The following is a 14,761-nucleotide window of genomic DNA, read 5'->3' as shown; positions in this document are numbered from 1 at the left end:
ACCTACCTGCAAGAGATATGCCATCGACAGCATCACGGCTGCATGGGCGATGCGCGCCGGACGGCGTGTGCAGGGCCGGAAGTATTTACATCCGGACAGTAAGAATTGCGTGCGTTTTGCATGTCGCAGCGGGCCGATATGGCGTCGCGGCGCCCTCGCAGCGCGGCCCGCAGGCGACGACCGTGGTGCGCGCTTCCGCGCTGCAGAAGGGTCGCCAGGAGGTGTGGCGCTCGCTGTTCCGGCGGCGGTCCATGGGCGCATGGGGGAGGCGGGCACGAAAACTGCAGATAGGGGGGCCGGCAGCAGTCATGCGGTACGCCGCTGCATCCATTTCCGTGGTCGGCGCCAGCCGAGCCGCCACCGTTTCGAAGGAGGTACCGATGAACACATCTGCATCCACAACGCATGTCCGCACGAGGACATTGATCGCCGCGATCGCACTCGCTGGCGTACTGACCGCGTGCGAACGCACGCCCCAGCCGCCGGCTGCGCCGGCCGACGCGCCGCGCGCCGAGGGCAGTGCTCCGCCGGCCGGCCTCGGCCCGGGCAGCGACGCGTCGCCGCCGCCGTCGGCCGCGGCGCAGACCGCTGCGCCCAGTCCGGAGGACAGCAGCTTCGTCACCGCGGCGGCGGCCGGCGGCCGCGCCGAGGCGGAAGCCGGGCGCGTGATGGCGGGCCGTGCCGCCGATCCGCAGGTGCGCGCCTTCGCCGAGCGACTGGACAAGGACCACACCGACGCCAACAACACGCTCGAACGCATTGCCATGGAGAAGGGCATCGCGTTGCCCCAGGGCATGCAGCCGGCCGCGCGCGCGCACATCGATGAACTGAAAACGCTGTCCGACGCCGAGGCGGATGCCGCCTTCCTGCGTCATTTCGGCACTACGGCGCATGAGGACACCATCGCCCTGTTCGAACGTCAGGCAAGTTCCGGCCAGATACCGGAGCTGCGTCAGTTTGCCGCCGACACGGTGCCCAAGCTGCGCGAGCACTTGAACCTCGCACGTCAGCTCGAACAGCAGCTGGCGACCGCCGGAGGTACGCGCTGAGTGGATGCCGCAAGCGACTTCCTGCTCCGTCATCCATGGCTCGCGCTGCTCCTGCAGTGCGGGCTGGCGGTGCTGATCGGCCTCGCGCTGCATGCGGTGATAGACCGCATCGCGCGCCGGCTGGCTGCGCGCTACGACGTCGCCGAACGCATCGTCGTGCGCACGCGCGGTCCGGCGCAACTGCTGCTGCCGCTGCTTTTCGTCCATCTGTCGCTGGCCGACGCCGCCATTCCGCTGGGGCTGCTGACCGGCCTGCGTCACCTGCTGTCGATTGCCATCGTGCTGGTGGTCACCCTGTTCGCGGTGCGCATCATCAGTGCGATTGCCGACGTGATCGAGAGCCGGCATCCGATGACCGGCGCCGACAATCTGCGCGCACGCAGCGTGCAGACCCAGGTGCGGGTGCTCGCGCGCACCGCGATGTTCATCGTCGGCCTGCTCGGCGTGGGTTCGGTACTGATGACCTTCCCCAATGTGCGGCAGATCGGCGCCAGCCTGCTGGCGTCGGCCGGTCTGGCCGGCATCATCGCCGGCCTAGCTGCGCGGCCGGTGCTGGGCAACCTGATCGCCGGACTGCAGATCGCGCTGACCCAGCCCATCCGTGTCGATGACGTCGTAATCGTCGAGAACGAGTGGGGGCGCATCGAGGAAATCACCGCTACCTACGTCGTCGTGCGCATCTGGGACCAGCGGCGTCTGGTGGTACCGCTCGAACACTTCATCCTGAACCCCTTCCAGAACTGGACGCGCACTACCTCCGACTTGCTCGGCGCGGTCTATCTGTGGGTCGATTACCGGGTACCGGTCGAACCACTGCGCGAACGGCTGCGCGAAATCCTCGATGCCTCGTCCGAGTGGGACCGCCGGGTCTGCGTACTGCAGGTGACCGACATGACGGATCGCGCGATGCAGCTGCGCTGCCTGATGAGCACGCAGAACGCCGGTGCGGCCTGGGACCTGCGCTGCAAGGTGCGCGAGCAGATGGTGGCCTATCTGCAGAAGGTGTCGCCGGAGTGGCTGCCGCAGATCCGCACGCGCCTGCTCGACGGCGCGCGCAATGACGACGATGCGTCGGCCGGCCCGTCGCGGCCGCGCATGGACGCTTACTCGGAGGCTCCGGCGCCATGAGAACCTTTCTGTGCGGACGTTGCAGCAGTCCGGTGTTCTTCGAGAACACTGCCTGCGTGCGCTGCGGCGTGATGCTGGGCTTCGTGTCCGGCGAGCTGGATATGGCCGCCTTCGAGGCGGGGCCCGACGGACGCTGGGTGCGCCAGGGCGGCGGGGCGGGGGAGGGCAGCCATTGGAAGCCCTGCCGCAACTACAGTGAGCGCCAGCGCTGCAACTGGATGATTCCGGCCGACGAAGACGCCGATTTCTGCCTCAGCTGCCGGCACAGCGAAGCGACCGAGGCGACCGCCGACCCGGCCTGCGACGAGCTGGTGCGTCGGCTGGAGGCGGCCAAGCGTCGACTGTTCCACTCGCTGCTGCGTCTGGGGCTGCCGGTGCTCGATCAGCCGGGGCGGCGCGAGCCGCTGTTCCGCTTCCTGTCGCGCAAGCACATCGGCGGCGCGGTGACCACCGGCTATGCCGACGGCGTCATCACGGTGGACGTGATGGAAGCCAACGACGCCTGCCGCGAAGCGCGCCGCGTCGGCCTGGGCGAGCCCTACCGCACGCTGCTCGGTCATTTCCGCCACGAGATCGGCCACTACTACTGGGACCGCATCCTGTCGGGCGGACCGCGCCTGAACGACTTCCGCGCGCTGTTTGGCGACGAGCGCCGCGACTATGCAGAAGCGCTGCGCGATCATTACGACGAAGGGCCGGCGCCGGACTGGAGCGAGCGCTACATCAGCGCCTACGCCTCGGTGCACCCGTGGGAGGACTGGGCCGAATCGTTCGCCCATTACCTGCACGTGTCGGATGCGCTCGACACCGCGGCGCACTGGGGTTTTTCGCTGCGGCCGGGTGTGGTGACCGGCGGCGGCAGCGTGGAGGCGGCCGCGTGCAGCGACGAACGGCCCTTCCGCGACGTGCTGGTCGAGCACTGGCTGCCGCTGTCGCAGTTCCTGAACAGCATGGGGCGCAGCCTCGGACACGGCGACGCCTACCCCTTCATCGCTGCGTCGCCGGTGCTCGACAAGCTGTGTTTCGTGCACGACTTCGTCTGCGCGGCGGTTTCGCAGCCGGACGCGGTGCGGAGGTGCGCATGAGCCGTGCCGACCTTGTCCGCTTTCCGCGGCTCGAAGCCGGGCAGCCCTATCCGCTGGGCGCGACGGTGACCGAGGAGGGCATCAACTTCGCGGTGTTCTCGGCGCACGCGACGCGCGTCGATCTGTGCATCTTCGACGAGGCGGGCCGCATCGAGGTGGCCCGGCGCGAACTGCCCGAATTCACCGACGAGGTGTGGCATGGCTTCCTGCCGGGCGCCAAGGCGGGCCTCGTCTATGGCTACCGCGTCCATGGGCCGTGGCAGCCGGAAGAGGGCCACCGTTTCAATCCGCACAAGCTGCTGCTTGACCCGTATGCACGCGAGTGGGTGGGCCAGTTGCGCTGGTCGCCGGTGCTGTTCGCCGGCGACGCGGCGCCGAGCGGCGCGCCGCTCGGCGTGGACAAGCGCGACAGCGCGTCCTACATGCCGAAGGCGCGCGTGGTGGCTGACCTGCCGCCGCTGCAGCAGCCGCGTCCGGCCGTTCCGTGGGACCGCAGCGTCATCTACGAATGTCACGTGCGCGGCATGACGCGCCAGCATCCGCAGGTGCCCGGCCGCCTGCGCGGCACCTTCGCCGGACTGGCGCACGACGCGGTGATCGCTCACCTGCTGTCGCTCGGCGTGACGGCGGTCGAACTGCTGCCGGTGCACGCCTTCGTCGACGACGCGCAGCTGACCGACCGCGGCCTGCGCAACTACTGGGGCTACAACACGCTCGGCTTCTTCGCGTTGGAGCAGCGCTACCTCGGTGCCGGCGGCATCAGCGAGTTCCGCGCGATGGCCGAGCGGCTGCACGAAGCCGGCATCGAGCTGATCCTCGACGTCGTCTACAACCACACGGCCGAGGGCAATGAAATGGGCCCGACGCTCAGTTTCAAGGGGCTGGACAACGCCTGCTGGTATCGCCTGAATCCGGAGAACAAGCGCCACTACATCAACGACACCGGTACCGGCAACACGCTCAACCTGAGCCATCCACGCGTGCTGCAGATGGTGATGGACAGCCTGCGCTACTGGGTCGTGCAGATGGGCGTCGACGGCTTCCGCTTCGATCTGGCGACCATACTCGGGCGCGAGGCCACCGGCTTCGACCAGGGCTGTGGCTTCTTCGACGCGATGGCGCAGGACCCGGTGCTGCAGCACGTCAAGCTGATCGCCGAGCCGTGGGACTGCGGTCCCGGCGGCTACCAGCCGGGCAATTTTCCGCCGCGCTGGGCGGAGTGGAACGACGCCTTCCGCGACACCGTCCGCTCCTTCTGGCGCGGCGACGAAATGCAGGCGGCCGCGCTCGCCACGCGGCTGACCGGCTCGGCCGATCGCTTCGACCAGCGCGGGCGGCGGCCATGGGCCAGCGTCAATTTCGTCACCGCGCACGACGGCTTCACGCTGCACGACCTGGTGTCGTACAACCACAAGCGCAACGACGCCAACGGCGAGGACAACCGCGACGGCCACGACGACAACCGGTCGTGGAACTGCGGCGCCGAAGGACCGACCGACGACAGCCGCGTGCTGACGCTGCGCGAGCGGCAGAAGCGCAACATGCTGGCCACGCTGCTGCTGTCGCAGGGCACGCCGATGCTGCTTGCCGGCGACGAGTTCGGGCGCAGCCAGCAGGGCAACAACAACGCCTACTGTCAGGACAACGAACTGAGCTGGCTCAACTGGACCGGGCTGGACGATCCGGCCGGCGAGCAGCTCAGCGCCTTCGTGCGCCGCCTGCTGCAGCTTCGTGCCGCGCTGCCGACGCTGCGCATGGCCCGCTTTGCCACCGGCGGCGATCCGGAGAGCACCTTCCGCGACGTCGTCTGGCTGCGCTCGGATGGCGAGGAAATGCAGGCCGGCGACTGGAACGACGCGCAGATGCGCTGCTTCGGCATGCGCGTCGATGGTCGTGCGCTGCGTCTGCACGAACCCGACCCGGCGGCCGAAATGCTGATCGAGCTGGTGGTCAATGCCTCGCCCGAGGTCGTCGGCTGGACGCTGAATGACGGCGACAGCGAATACCCGTGGCGGCGCCTCATCGACACCTCGAGCGGATACGTCGCCGCGGTCGAGGGCGACGGTCGCGTGCTCATCGCCGGGCGCTCGCTGCAGCTGTTCGCCACCGGCCTGACCGCCGGCGGCGAGGAAATGCTCGCTGCGCTGCAACGTGTGCTCGACGGGGTCGATGCCTCGGAGGCGGTGTCATGAACGCCGTCATCCGCACCGCAACGCTGCAGAACCGCTACCTGCGCCGGCTGCGCAGGGGCGACGGCTTTGTCTACGTGACGACGGCCGGACGCCCCTATCTCGACCGCGAAGGTCTGGCGCGCATCGCCGCGCTGGCGATCCCGCCTGCCTATACCGACGTCTATGTCAGTCCGGACCCGGAGGCGGAACTGCAGGCCTTCGGGCGCGACGCGCGCGGACGGCTGCAGTACCGCTATCACCCCGACTTCGTCCATCGCAACGCGCTGCGCAAGTGGCGCCGCCTGTCGCGCTTCGCCGACGCCCTGCCGCAGATGCTGGCGACGGCCGGTGCCGACCTGCGGCGCAGCGGCCTGCCGCAGCGCAAGGTGCTGGCGCTGATGACGCGGCTGCTGCACTCGGTGTACTTCAGGGTCGGCGACGAGAGCTATACGCGGGCGCACCGCAGCTATGGCCTGACCACGCTGTGCAAGCGCCACGTCGCCATCGAGGGCACGCAGGCGGTGTTCCGCTACCGCGGCAAGCACGGTGTGCACCAGGAACAGGTGGTACGCGACCGCGGTGCCGTGGCGGTGCTCGGCCGCCTGCTCGAACTGCCGGGCAAGGCGCTGTTCCAGTACGAGGAAGGCGGCGTGCGCCGACCGGTGCGGGCGGCGGAACTGAACGCCTACATCCACGAAACGATAGGGTCTTTCTCCAGCAAGGACTTCCGCACCTGGGGCGGCACGCTCAAGGCCGCCGAGTTCCTGACGCGCCAGGGGCCGCTGGACGACGCCCAGGCGGCACCGCGCGTGCTGCTGCGCTGCGTGCGTTCGGTCGCCGCCAGCCTGGGCAACACCGCACCGGTCACCCGGGCGAGCTACATCTGCCCTGTCATCTTCGATCTTTATCTGTCCGGCATCGTGCTCGAGGACTTCGCGTCCGACGAGCCGGAGGACGGACTGTCGCGCAGCGAGGCAGCGCTGCGCCGGATGCTGGCCAGCGCGCCGGCCCGCCGGGCGGTGCGTTCGTCGCCGCCCGGCGCCCGGCGCGTGCAGTCCGGCGAGGCACGCCATCTGGCGCGTGTTCCGCCGAAAAGTGCGCAATCCGATCGCCCGGTCGCGGATGCGAACTCACGTGGAGGTGAATCATGATTTCCGGGAAATCCATTCTTGCATTCGTGATGGCGGGCGGCGAAGGCGGCCGTCTCCATCCGCTGACGGCCGAGCGCTCCAAGCCTTCGGTCCCCTTCAACGGACGGCATCGCATCGTCGATTTCGTGCTGTCCAATCTGGTCAATTCGGGCATCAACTCGATCTATCTGCTGGTGCAGTACAAGTCGCAGTCGCTGATCGAGCACATCCGGCGAACCTGGGTCATGAGTCCGCTGTTCCCGAACCAGTTCATCACCGTGGTGCCGCCGCAGATGCTGCACGGGCCGGAGTGGTTCCAGGGCACGGCCGATTCGGTCTACCAGAACCTGCACCTGCTCGATCGCGTGCGGCCCGATCTGGTGCTGGTGTTCGGGGCCGACCACATCTACCGGATGGACATCCGCCAGATGGCGCGCCATCACCTCGAAACCGGCGCCGACGCGACCGTCGCCGCCTTGCCGGTACCGGTCGAGAACTCGGCCTCCTTCGGCATCATCCGCACCGATTCCACCGGCCGCATCCGCGACTTCCAGGAGAAGCCGGAGACGGCCGAGTCGATGCCGGGGCGCAAGGGCTATGCCTTCGCGTCGATGGGCAACTACATCTTCAATACCGAGGCGCTGGTCGAGGCGCTGACGCGCGCCCACTCGAAAGGCGGCCACGACTTCGGCAAGAACCTGCTGCCGGCGATGGCGGAAACGCACAAGCTGATGGCCTACGACTTCTCGACCAATGTCGTGCCGGGGCTGCGCGACTGCGAGGAGGTGGGCTACTGGCGCGATGTCGGCACCATCGACGCCTACTACGACGCGCACTTCGACACGCTGGGCGAGGACCCGCGCTTCTGCATGTTCAATTCGCGTTGGCCCATCTTCGCCGCACCCGATCAGACCGAGGCGGCTCAGGTGCTCGACGGCCACTTGCGCACGGCGTCGATCGCCGCCGGTGTGCTGATACGCCGTGCCGTCATCCAGCGCTCGATGCTGCGCCGGGACGTGGTGGTGGAGGAAAACGCCGAGGTGTCCGATTCCATCGTGATGGACCGCACCGTGATCGGACGCGGCGCGAAGATCCGGCGCGCCATCATCGACCAGAACAACTTCGTGCCGCCCGGCATGCGCATCGGCTTCGACGAGGCGGAGGACCGCGCCCGTTTTCACGTCAGCGAACGCGGCATCGTCGTCGTCGGGAAAGGACAGCTGACGCCATGACGGAGCTGCGCAGCGCCAGGCCCGGCGTCCGTACCGCGGAGACGCTTTCGTTCGCTCACCGCATGCCCTTTGGCCCGTGTCCGGCAAACGGCCTCGACGACACCCAGGGTTACCTGTTCCGGCTGTACGCGCCGGCGGCCAGCCAGGTCGAGGTGCTGCTCGCCACCGCCGACGGGCACGAGGACGCCCATCCATGCCGGCGTGCCGACGACGGCTGGTGGACGCGTACCGTGCCGTACGCCCGTACCGGCGACCGCTACCGCTACCGGGTGGACGGCACCGAGGTGCCGGACCCGGCGTCGCGCGCCAATCCGGACGACGTCGGCGGACCCTGCCAACTGGTGGATCCGGTGCGCTTCGAGTGGCATGCCGCCGAAGCGCAGTGGCAGGGGCGGCCGTGGTGTGAAGCAGTGATCTACGAACTGCACGTCGGCACCTTCACGCCAGAAGGCACATACGCTGCCGCCGAGGCGCGTCTCGAAGAGCTGGCGGCGCTCGGCATCACGGCCGTTGAACTGATGCCGCTGGCCGAGTTTCCGGGGGCGCGCGGCTGGGGCTACGACGGCGTGCTGCCGTTCGCGCCGGAGTCGTCCTACGGCACGCCGGACGATCTGAAGCGCTTCGTGCAGAGTGCGCACCGGCTCGGACTGATGGTGCTGCTCGACGTGGTCTACAACCACTTCGGCCCCGAAGGCAATTACCTGCATCTGTACGCGCCCTCCTTCTTCACCGCGCAGCACCAGACACCGTGGGGCGCCGCCATCGACTACGAGGGCGAAGCCCGCGTGCGCGAGTTCTTCATCCACAACGCGCTCTACTGGCTGGAGGAGTTCCGCTTCGACGGCCTGCGACTGGATGCGGTGCATGCCATCATCGACGGGTCGAGCACGCACTTTCTCGAAGAGCTGTCGCGGCGGGTGCGCCGCGAACTTGCCGGCCGGCGCATCCACCTGGTGCTCGAAAATCCGCTCAACGGCGCGCAACGGCTTGCCGGCGAGCCCGACCCGGGCCGCTACGAGGCGCAGTGGAACGACGATTTCCACCACGCCGCCCACGTCATCCTGACCGGCGAGACCGACGGCTACTACGCCGACTTCGCCAGCGCGCCGGTGCACCACCTGGCGCGCTGTCTGCTGCAGGGCTTCGCCTACCAGGGCGAACATTCCGCCTTCCACGGCGGGCCGCGTGGCGAGCCGAGCTGCGCGCTGCCGCCGACCGCCTTCGTCTGCTTCGTTCAGAACCACGACCAGATCGGCAACCGCGCGCTGGGCGAGCGGCTGGCCGCGATGGTGCCGACGCACCGGCTGCGCGTGCTGGTGGCGGTGCTGCTGCTGTCGCCGTCGCCGCCGCTCATCTTCATGGGCGAGGAAAGCGGCGCCACCAGCCCCTTCATGTACTTCTGCGACTTCGAAGGCGAGCTCGCGCGCAAGGTGAAGGAGGGCCGGCGCAACGAGTTCGCCGCCTTCGCCTGGCCCGACGGGCCGCGCACCGTTCCCGATCCGTGCGATCCGGAAACCTTCTTCATCAGCAAACTGGACTGGCGCCAGCGGGAAGAGGCGATCGGCCAGCAGTGGCTCGCCTTCTATCAGGCCCTGCTGACGCTGCGCCGCGAACGGGTGGTGCCCTGCGTTCCGCTGCTGCAGACTGGACGCTGCAGCAGCATGCTGTTTGGCGACGCGGCGTTCGAAATCCGCTGGTCGGGTGAAGGCGTTTCACTCGTCATGCAGGCCAACCTGGGCGACGCGCCCGAGGCGGTACCCGACGTGCCGGGCGCGCAGCCCTTCGCCGCTGTCGGCGGCGGTGGCGACGGCGAACCCGGTCTGCCGCCCTGGTCGATGCGCATGTTCGTGCTGCATAACGGGGCGACGCAATGAGCGGAGCATTCGCTGCGCTGTGCAGCCGGCTCGGCATCGCGCCGGATTTCGAGGATGCGTGGGGACGGCGCTCCGAGGTGCCGGAGGAAAGCCGCCTGGCGCTGATGGCGGCGCTCGGGCATCCGCTGGCCGGCGGTGACCCCGACCGCGCTGCCGTCGCCGCCCTGGCGGCGCTGGACGCTGCCGACGCCGCCCGCGTGCTGCCGCCGGTCACCGTGCTGTCGCTGGGTGAAGGACCGCTCACCCTGACACTGCAATCGGAAGAGGCGGTGCGCGCCGGCGTGCTGCACTGGCGGCTGGTGCTCGAACAGGGCGGCGAGCGGCGCGGGCGCACCGCGCTCGGACGTACCGAGGACGGCCGCACCGCCACCGTGGCGCTGGATTCCTCGTTGCCCGCCGGCTGGCACCGGCTGTCGCTCTACCTGCCGGGCGCGACGCCGCGCCTGCTGGTCGAAAGCACGCTGGCGCTGTGTCCTGCCGCCTGCGTCCGTCTGCCGCGCGAAGGCGAGGGCGCGCGGCTGTGGGGGCCGGCGGTGCAGGTCTATGCGCTGCGTTCGCCGCACAGCTGGGGCATGGGCGACTTCGGCGATCTGCGCCGGCTGATCGACCTCGCCGCCGACGCCGGCGCCCACTTCGTCGGCGTCAATCCGCTGCATGCGCTGTTCCCGCACGACCCCGAGCGGGCGAGCCCGTACAGCCCGTCGAACCGCGAATGGCTCAATGTGCTGTACATCGACATCGAGGCGACGCGCGACTTCGGCGAGTGCGGCGCGGCGCAGGCGCGCGTCGCCGATCCAGCGTTCGCGGCACGGCTGGATGCGCTGCGCGCGACCGAGCTGATCGACTACCGCGGCGTGGCGGCGGCCAAGCTGGAGGTGCTCGAACTGCTGTACGCGCACTTCCGGCGCGAACATCTGGACCGTGGCACGCAGCGCGCTGGCCTGTTCCGCGACTTCCAGCGCGAGGGTGGGCGCAGCCTGCGCCTGCACGCGCTGTTCGACGCGCTGCAGGCGCACTTCCACGCCATCGATTCCGCAGTGTGGGGATGGACGCTGTGGCCCGAGTCGTATCGCGACGTCGACGGCGAGGCGGTGCGCGCCTTCATGCTCGAGAACGAGGAGCGCATCGAGTACTTCGAATACCTGCAATGGCAGGCCGAAGCGCAACTCGCGACGGTGGCGCGTCGGGCGCGTGCGCGCGGCATGCGCATGGGGCTGTACCGCGACCTCGCGGTAGGCGTCAATGAAGGTGGCTCGGAAACCTGGATACGGCCGCATCTGCACGCGGTCGGCGCCCACGCCGGCGCGCCGCCGGACGAACTGAATCCGGCCGGCCAGGACTGGGGCTTCCCGCCGCTTATTCCGCAGCGGCTGCAGCAGGACCCCTCGTCCTTCCGTGCCGTGCTGGCGGCCAATATGCGGCACGCCGGCGCACTGCGCATCGACCACGTGATGAGCCTGATGCGGTTGTTCTGGCTGCCGTCCGGCGGCTCGGCACGCATCGGTGCCTATGTCGCCTATCCGATGGACGATCTGTTCCGGCTGCTGTGCCTGGAAAGCGTGCGCAACGAATGCGTCGTCATCGGCGAGGATCTGGGCATCGTGCCGCCGCAGGTGCGGGCAGCGATGGAGCGCTACGGGCTGCTGTCCTACCGGCCGCTGTACTTCGAAAGCCGCGACGGCGAGTTCCGCCCGGCACGCGGCTGGCCGGCTGACGCGCTGGCGGTGGTCGGCACGCACGACCTGCCGACGCTGAGCGGCTACTGGAGCGCGCTCGACCTGCAGCAACGCGACGCGCTGGGCCTGTATTCGGACCCGGCCCTGCGCGAACGCCAGGCGGCGCAGCGCGACACCGACCGCGGGGCATTGCTCGACGTGCTTGAGCGGGAAGGCCTGCGGCTGCCGGAGGACGCCGCGTCGGCGACGCACGCGGCCGACCCGGCGCTGATGCTCGCCATCTACCGCTACCTCGCGCGCACGCCGGCAGCCATGGTGGCGGTGCAGCTGGAGGACGTGCTGGGCCAGGCCGAGTCGGTCAACCTTCCGGGCACCAGCGAAGAGCGCTGGCCGAACTGGCGGCGCAAGCTGGGCTGCGAGCTGGCCGACATCGCCGCCGATGAGCGCTGGTTCGCGCTGGCGGCGGTGATGAATGCCGAACGTCCGGCGTCGGCGCTGCCGCTGTCCGGCGGCCCGCCCGACTTCCAGCCGCGCGAGGCCGACGTGCCGCGGGCGACCTACCGGCTGCAGTTCCACGGCGGCTTCGGCTTCGCGCAGGCGGAAGCGGCCTTGCCCTATCTGTCCGCCCTCGGCATCAGCCACATCTATGCCTCGCCCTACCTGAAGGCACGGCCCGGCAGCAGTCACGGCTACGACATCGTCGACCACGGCGCCCTCAATCCTGAGATCGGCGACGAACAGGACTTCGACCGCTACTGCGCGCGGCTGGCCGAATACGGCCTGGGCCAGCTGCTCGACGTCGTGCCCAATCACGTTGGCGTTCTCGGGGGCAGCAACGACTGGTGGCTGGATGTGCTGGAGAACGGCACCTCGTCGCCGCACGCCCACCACTTCGACATCGACTGGAATCCACCCTTTCCGGAACTGCAGGGCAAGGTGCTGCTGCCGGTGCTCGGCGACCAGTACGGCCGGATACTGGAGGCCGGCGAACTGCAGCTCGCCTTCGACGAGGCCAGCGGCGCCTTCTGCGTGCGCTACCACGAGCACACCTTCCCGGTCGATCCGTCCGATTACCCGGCAATACTCGAGGCGGGCGTCGACGACGATGGCGACGACTGCGGCGTCGAACTGGAAACGCTGATCGTCGCGCTGGCCCATCTTCCGGCGCGCGACGCCGAGTCGAGTGCGCTGCGCGACGAACGACTGCGCAACGCGGCACTGTTCAAGCGCCATCTGGCGGCGCTGCACGCACGTCTGCCAGCGGTTCGTGCACGGGTAGAAGCGGGCGTGGCCGCGTTCAACGGTACGCCGGGCGAGCCGTCCAGCTTCGACCGGCTGGATGCGCTGCTGTCGCGCCAGGCCTACCGGCTGGCGTCGTGGCGGGTGGCCGCCGACGACATCAACTACCGCCGCTTCTTCGACGTCAATGATCTGGCCGCGCTGCGCATGGAGGAGCCGGCCGTGTTCGACGCGACCCATGCGCAGATATTCCGCTGGGTGGCGCAGGGCAGGGTGACCGGCATGCGCATCGATCATCCCGACGGGCTGTCCGACCCGGCCGGCTATTTCGTCCGCCTGCAGAAGCAGTACGCCGAAGCGCGTCGTCGTGCCGATCCGGGCGCGACCGAGCCGACGCTCTATCTGGTGGTCGAGAAGATACTGGCCGAATTCGAGCCGCTGCCGGCCGACTGGCCGGTGCACGGCGGAACCGGCTACCGCTTCGCCAACCTGTGCCACAGCCTGATGGTGGATGCCGCGCAGGAGGCACGCTTCACCCGTGTCTATCGCGCGTTCACCGGCGAAGTCCGCGACTTCAGCACGGTGCTGCGCGACGCCAAGCATCTCATCATGACCCACTCGCTGTCGGGCGAACTGGGGCGTCTCGCCGCGCAGCTGCACGCGATTGCGCAGCGCGACCGGCGCACGCGCGACTTCACGCGCAGCCGGCTGCGCAGTGCGCTGAGCGAAATCATCGCCGCCTTTCCGGCCTATCGCAGCTATATCGGTCCGGCCGGTCATTCGCAGCACGATCGCCGTCTGGTCGAGCGCGCCGTGGCCGAGGCGGCGGCGCTCGGTTTGGCCGGCGACGCCAGCGTGCTGCGCTTCGTGCGCGACGTGCTGCTCGGTGCGCCGACCGAGCCTGACCCGTCGCTGCGCGCGCTGAAGCTCACCTTCGCCTGCCGCTTCCAGCAGTTCACCGCGCCGGTGATGGCCAAGGCGATGGAGGACACCGCCTTCTACCGCTATAACCGGCTGGTGTCGCTGAACGACGTCGGCGGCGATCCGCGCACCTTCGGCATCGGCATCGACGACTTCCACGGCGCCAACGAGCGCATCGCCTGCACCCATCCGTTCGGCCTGCTCGCCTCATCGACGCACGACAGCAAGCGCTCGGAGGACGTGCGGGCGCGCATCGACGTGCTGTCCGAAATGCCGGGGCCCTGGCGCTTCGCGCTGCGGCGTTGGCGCGGCATCAACCAGCGGCGCAAGACCCGACTGGGCGACGGACTGGCGCCGTCGGCCGACGACGAGTACCTGCTCTACCAGACCCTGGTCGGCGTGTGGCCCTTCGACGCGCCCGGAGACGAAGCGCCGCCGCTGCGCGAACGCGTCGAGGCCTACATGATCAAGGCGGCGCGCGAGGCGAAGCGGCATACCAGCTGGATGAATCCGGACCCCGCCTACGAAGCCGCGCTGGCCGACTTCGTGCGCCGTCTGCTGGCCGGCGACGCGACGCGCAACGCCTTCCTCGCCGATTTCCTGCCGCTGCAGCGGACGGTAGCGCTGTTCGGCGGCTATAACAGCCTGTCGCTGCTGCTGCTCAAGCTGACCGCGCCCGGCGTGCCCGACACCTACCAGGGCTGCGACACCTGGTGCTTCACGCTGGTCGATCCGGACAACCGGCGGCCGGTGGACTTCGCGCGCCGCAGCCGCATGCTGGCGGACCTCCAGGCGCGCTGGCCGGACGGCGCCGACGCCGAAGGGCTGCGCGAACTGGTGGCGACGATGGCGGACGGCCGCATCAAGCTCTATCTGCTGTGGCGCGCGCTGCAGGTCCGTCGCCGCTTCGAGCGCACGCTGCGTGAAGGGCGCTACATGCCGCTGGAGGTCGAAGGTCCGGTGGCCCATCACGTGATCGCCTACGCGCGCGTGCTCGGGCAGCGGGTGATCATCACCATTGCGTCGCGGCTGCTGTTCGGCCTCACCGGTGGCGATCCGCAGCGCATCTGCAAACGCGAACTGTGGGCCAACACACGGGTGGTGCTGCCGGCCTGCAGTCCGCAGCGCTGGCGGGAGGCCTTCAGCGGCACCGTCGTCGACACCGACGGCAGGGCGGGGCGCCTCGACGTCGGCCCGCTTTTTACCGCCTTGCCGCTTGCGCTGCTGGTACCGCAGGGTCTGGAAGAATGACCGCC

8 protein-coding genes are annotated in these 14,761 nt (G+C 69.3%); all 8 read left to right on the top strand.

What is annotated here, in order from left to right; translation table 11 throughout:
* The first annotated feature begins 380 nt into the window (after positions 1 to 380).
* The 8 genes from AC51BJ_RS16255 to AC51BJ_RS16220 are packed head-to-tail and all read left to right on the top strand — an operon-like array spanning position 381 to position 14,756.
* A complete protein-coding gene (locus AC51BJ_RS16255) occupies positions 381 to 1,049 on the top strand; it encodes a DUF4142 domain-containing protein (RefSeq protein ID WP_496280925.1) in 669 nt (222 codons plus the stop codon).
* Positions 1,050 to 2,177, top strand: coding sequence for a mechanosensitive ion channel family protein (locus AC51BJ_RS16250; RefSeq protein WP_496280924.1), 1,128 nt, complete (start codon positions 1,050 to 1,052; stop codon positions 2,175 to 2,177).
* Positions 2,174 to 3,262 carry a zinc-binding metallopeptidase family protein gene (locus tag AC51BJ_RS16245; protein ID WP_496280923.1) on the top strand — a complete coding sequence of 363 codons (1,089 nt, stop codon included), beginning with the start codon at positions 2,174 to 2,176 and terminating at the stop codon, positions 3,260 to 3,262. Before AC51BJ_RS16250 ends, AC51BJ_RS16245 begins: the two co-directional genes overlap by 4 nt.
* A complete protein-coding gene (gene glgX / locus AC51BJ_RS16240) occupies positions 3,259 to 5,454 on the top strand; it encodes a glycogen debranching protein GlgX (RefSeq protein WP_496280922.1) in 2,196 nt (731 codons plus the stop codon). Before AC51BJ_RS16245 ends, glgX begins: the two co-directional genes overlap by 4 nt.
* Positions 5,451 to 6,584, top strand: a complete 1,134-nt coding sequence (locus tag AC51BJ_RS16235) for a DNA topoisomerase IB (RefSeq protein ID WP_496280921.1) — start codon at positions 5,451 to 5,453, stop codon at positions 6,582 to 6,584. Before glgX ends, AC51BJ_RS16235 begins: the two co-directional genes overlap by 4 nt.
* Entirely contained in the window at positions 6,581 to 7,795 is a 1,215-nt protein-coding gene (locus AC51BJ_RS16230; RefSeq protein ID WP_496280920.1) for a glucose-1-phosphate adenylyltransferase, read from the top strand. Before AC51BJ_RS16235 ends, AC51BJ_RS16230 begins: the two co-directional genes overlap by 4 nt.
* Positions 7,792 to 9,669 (top strand): malto-oligosyltrehalose trehalohydrolase, encoded by a 1,878-nt coding sequence (treZ, locus tag AC51BJ_RS16225; protein ID WP_496280919.1) that lies wholly within the window; start codon positions 7,792 to 7,794, stop codon positions 9,667 to 9,669. The genes AC51BJ_RS16230 and treZ overlap by 4 nt, the downstream gene beginning before the upstream one ends.
* Positions 9,666 to 14,756, top strand: a complete 5,091-nt coding sequence (locus AC51BJ_RS16220; protein ID WP_496280918.1) for a malto-oligosyltrehalose synthase — start codon at positions 9,666 to 9,668, stop codon at positions 14,754 to 14,756. Before treZ ends, AC51BJ_RS16220 begins: the two co-directional genes overlap by 4 nt.
* Positions 14,757 to 14,761: the final 5 nt, after the last annotated feature.

It is taken from the genome of Methyloversatilis sp. S146-33 (assembly GCF_059552495.1).
This window is presented reverse-complemented; position numbering and strand designations above follow the sequence as displayed.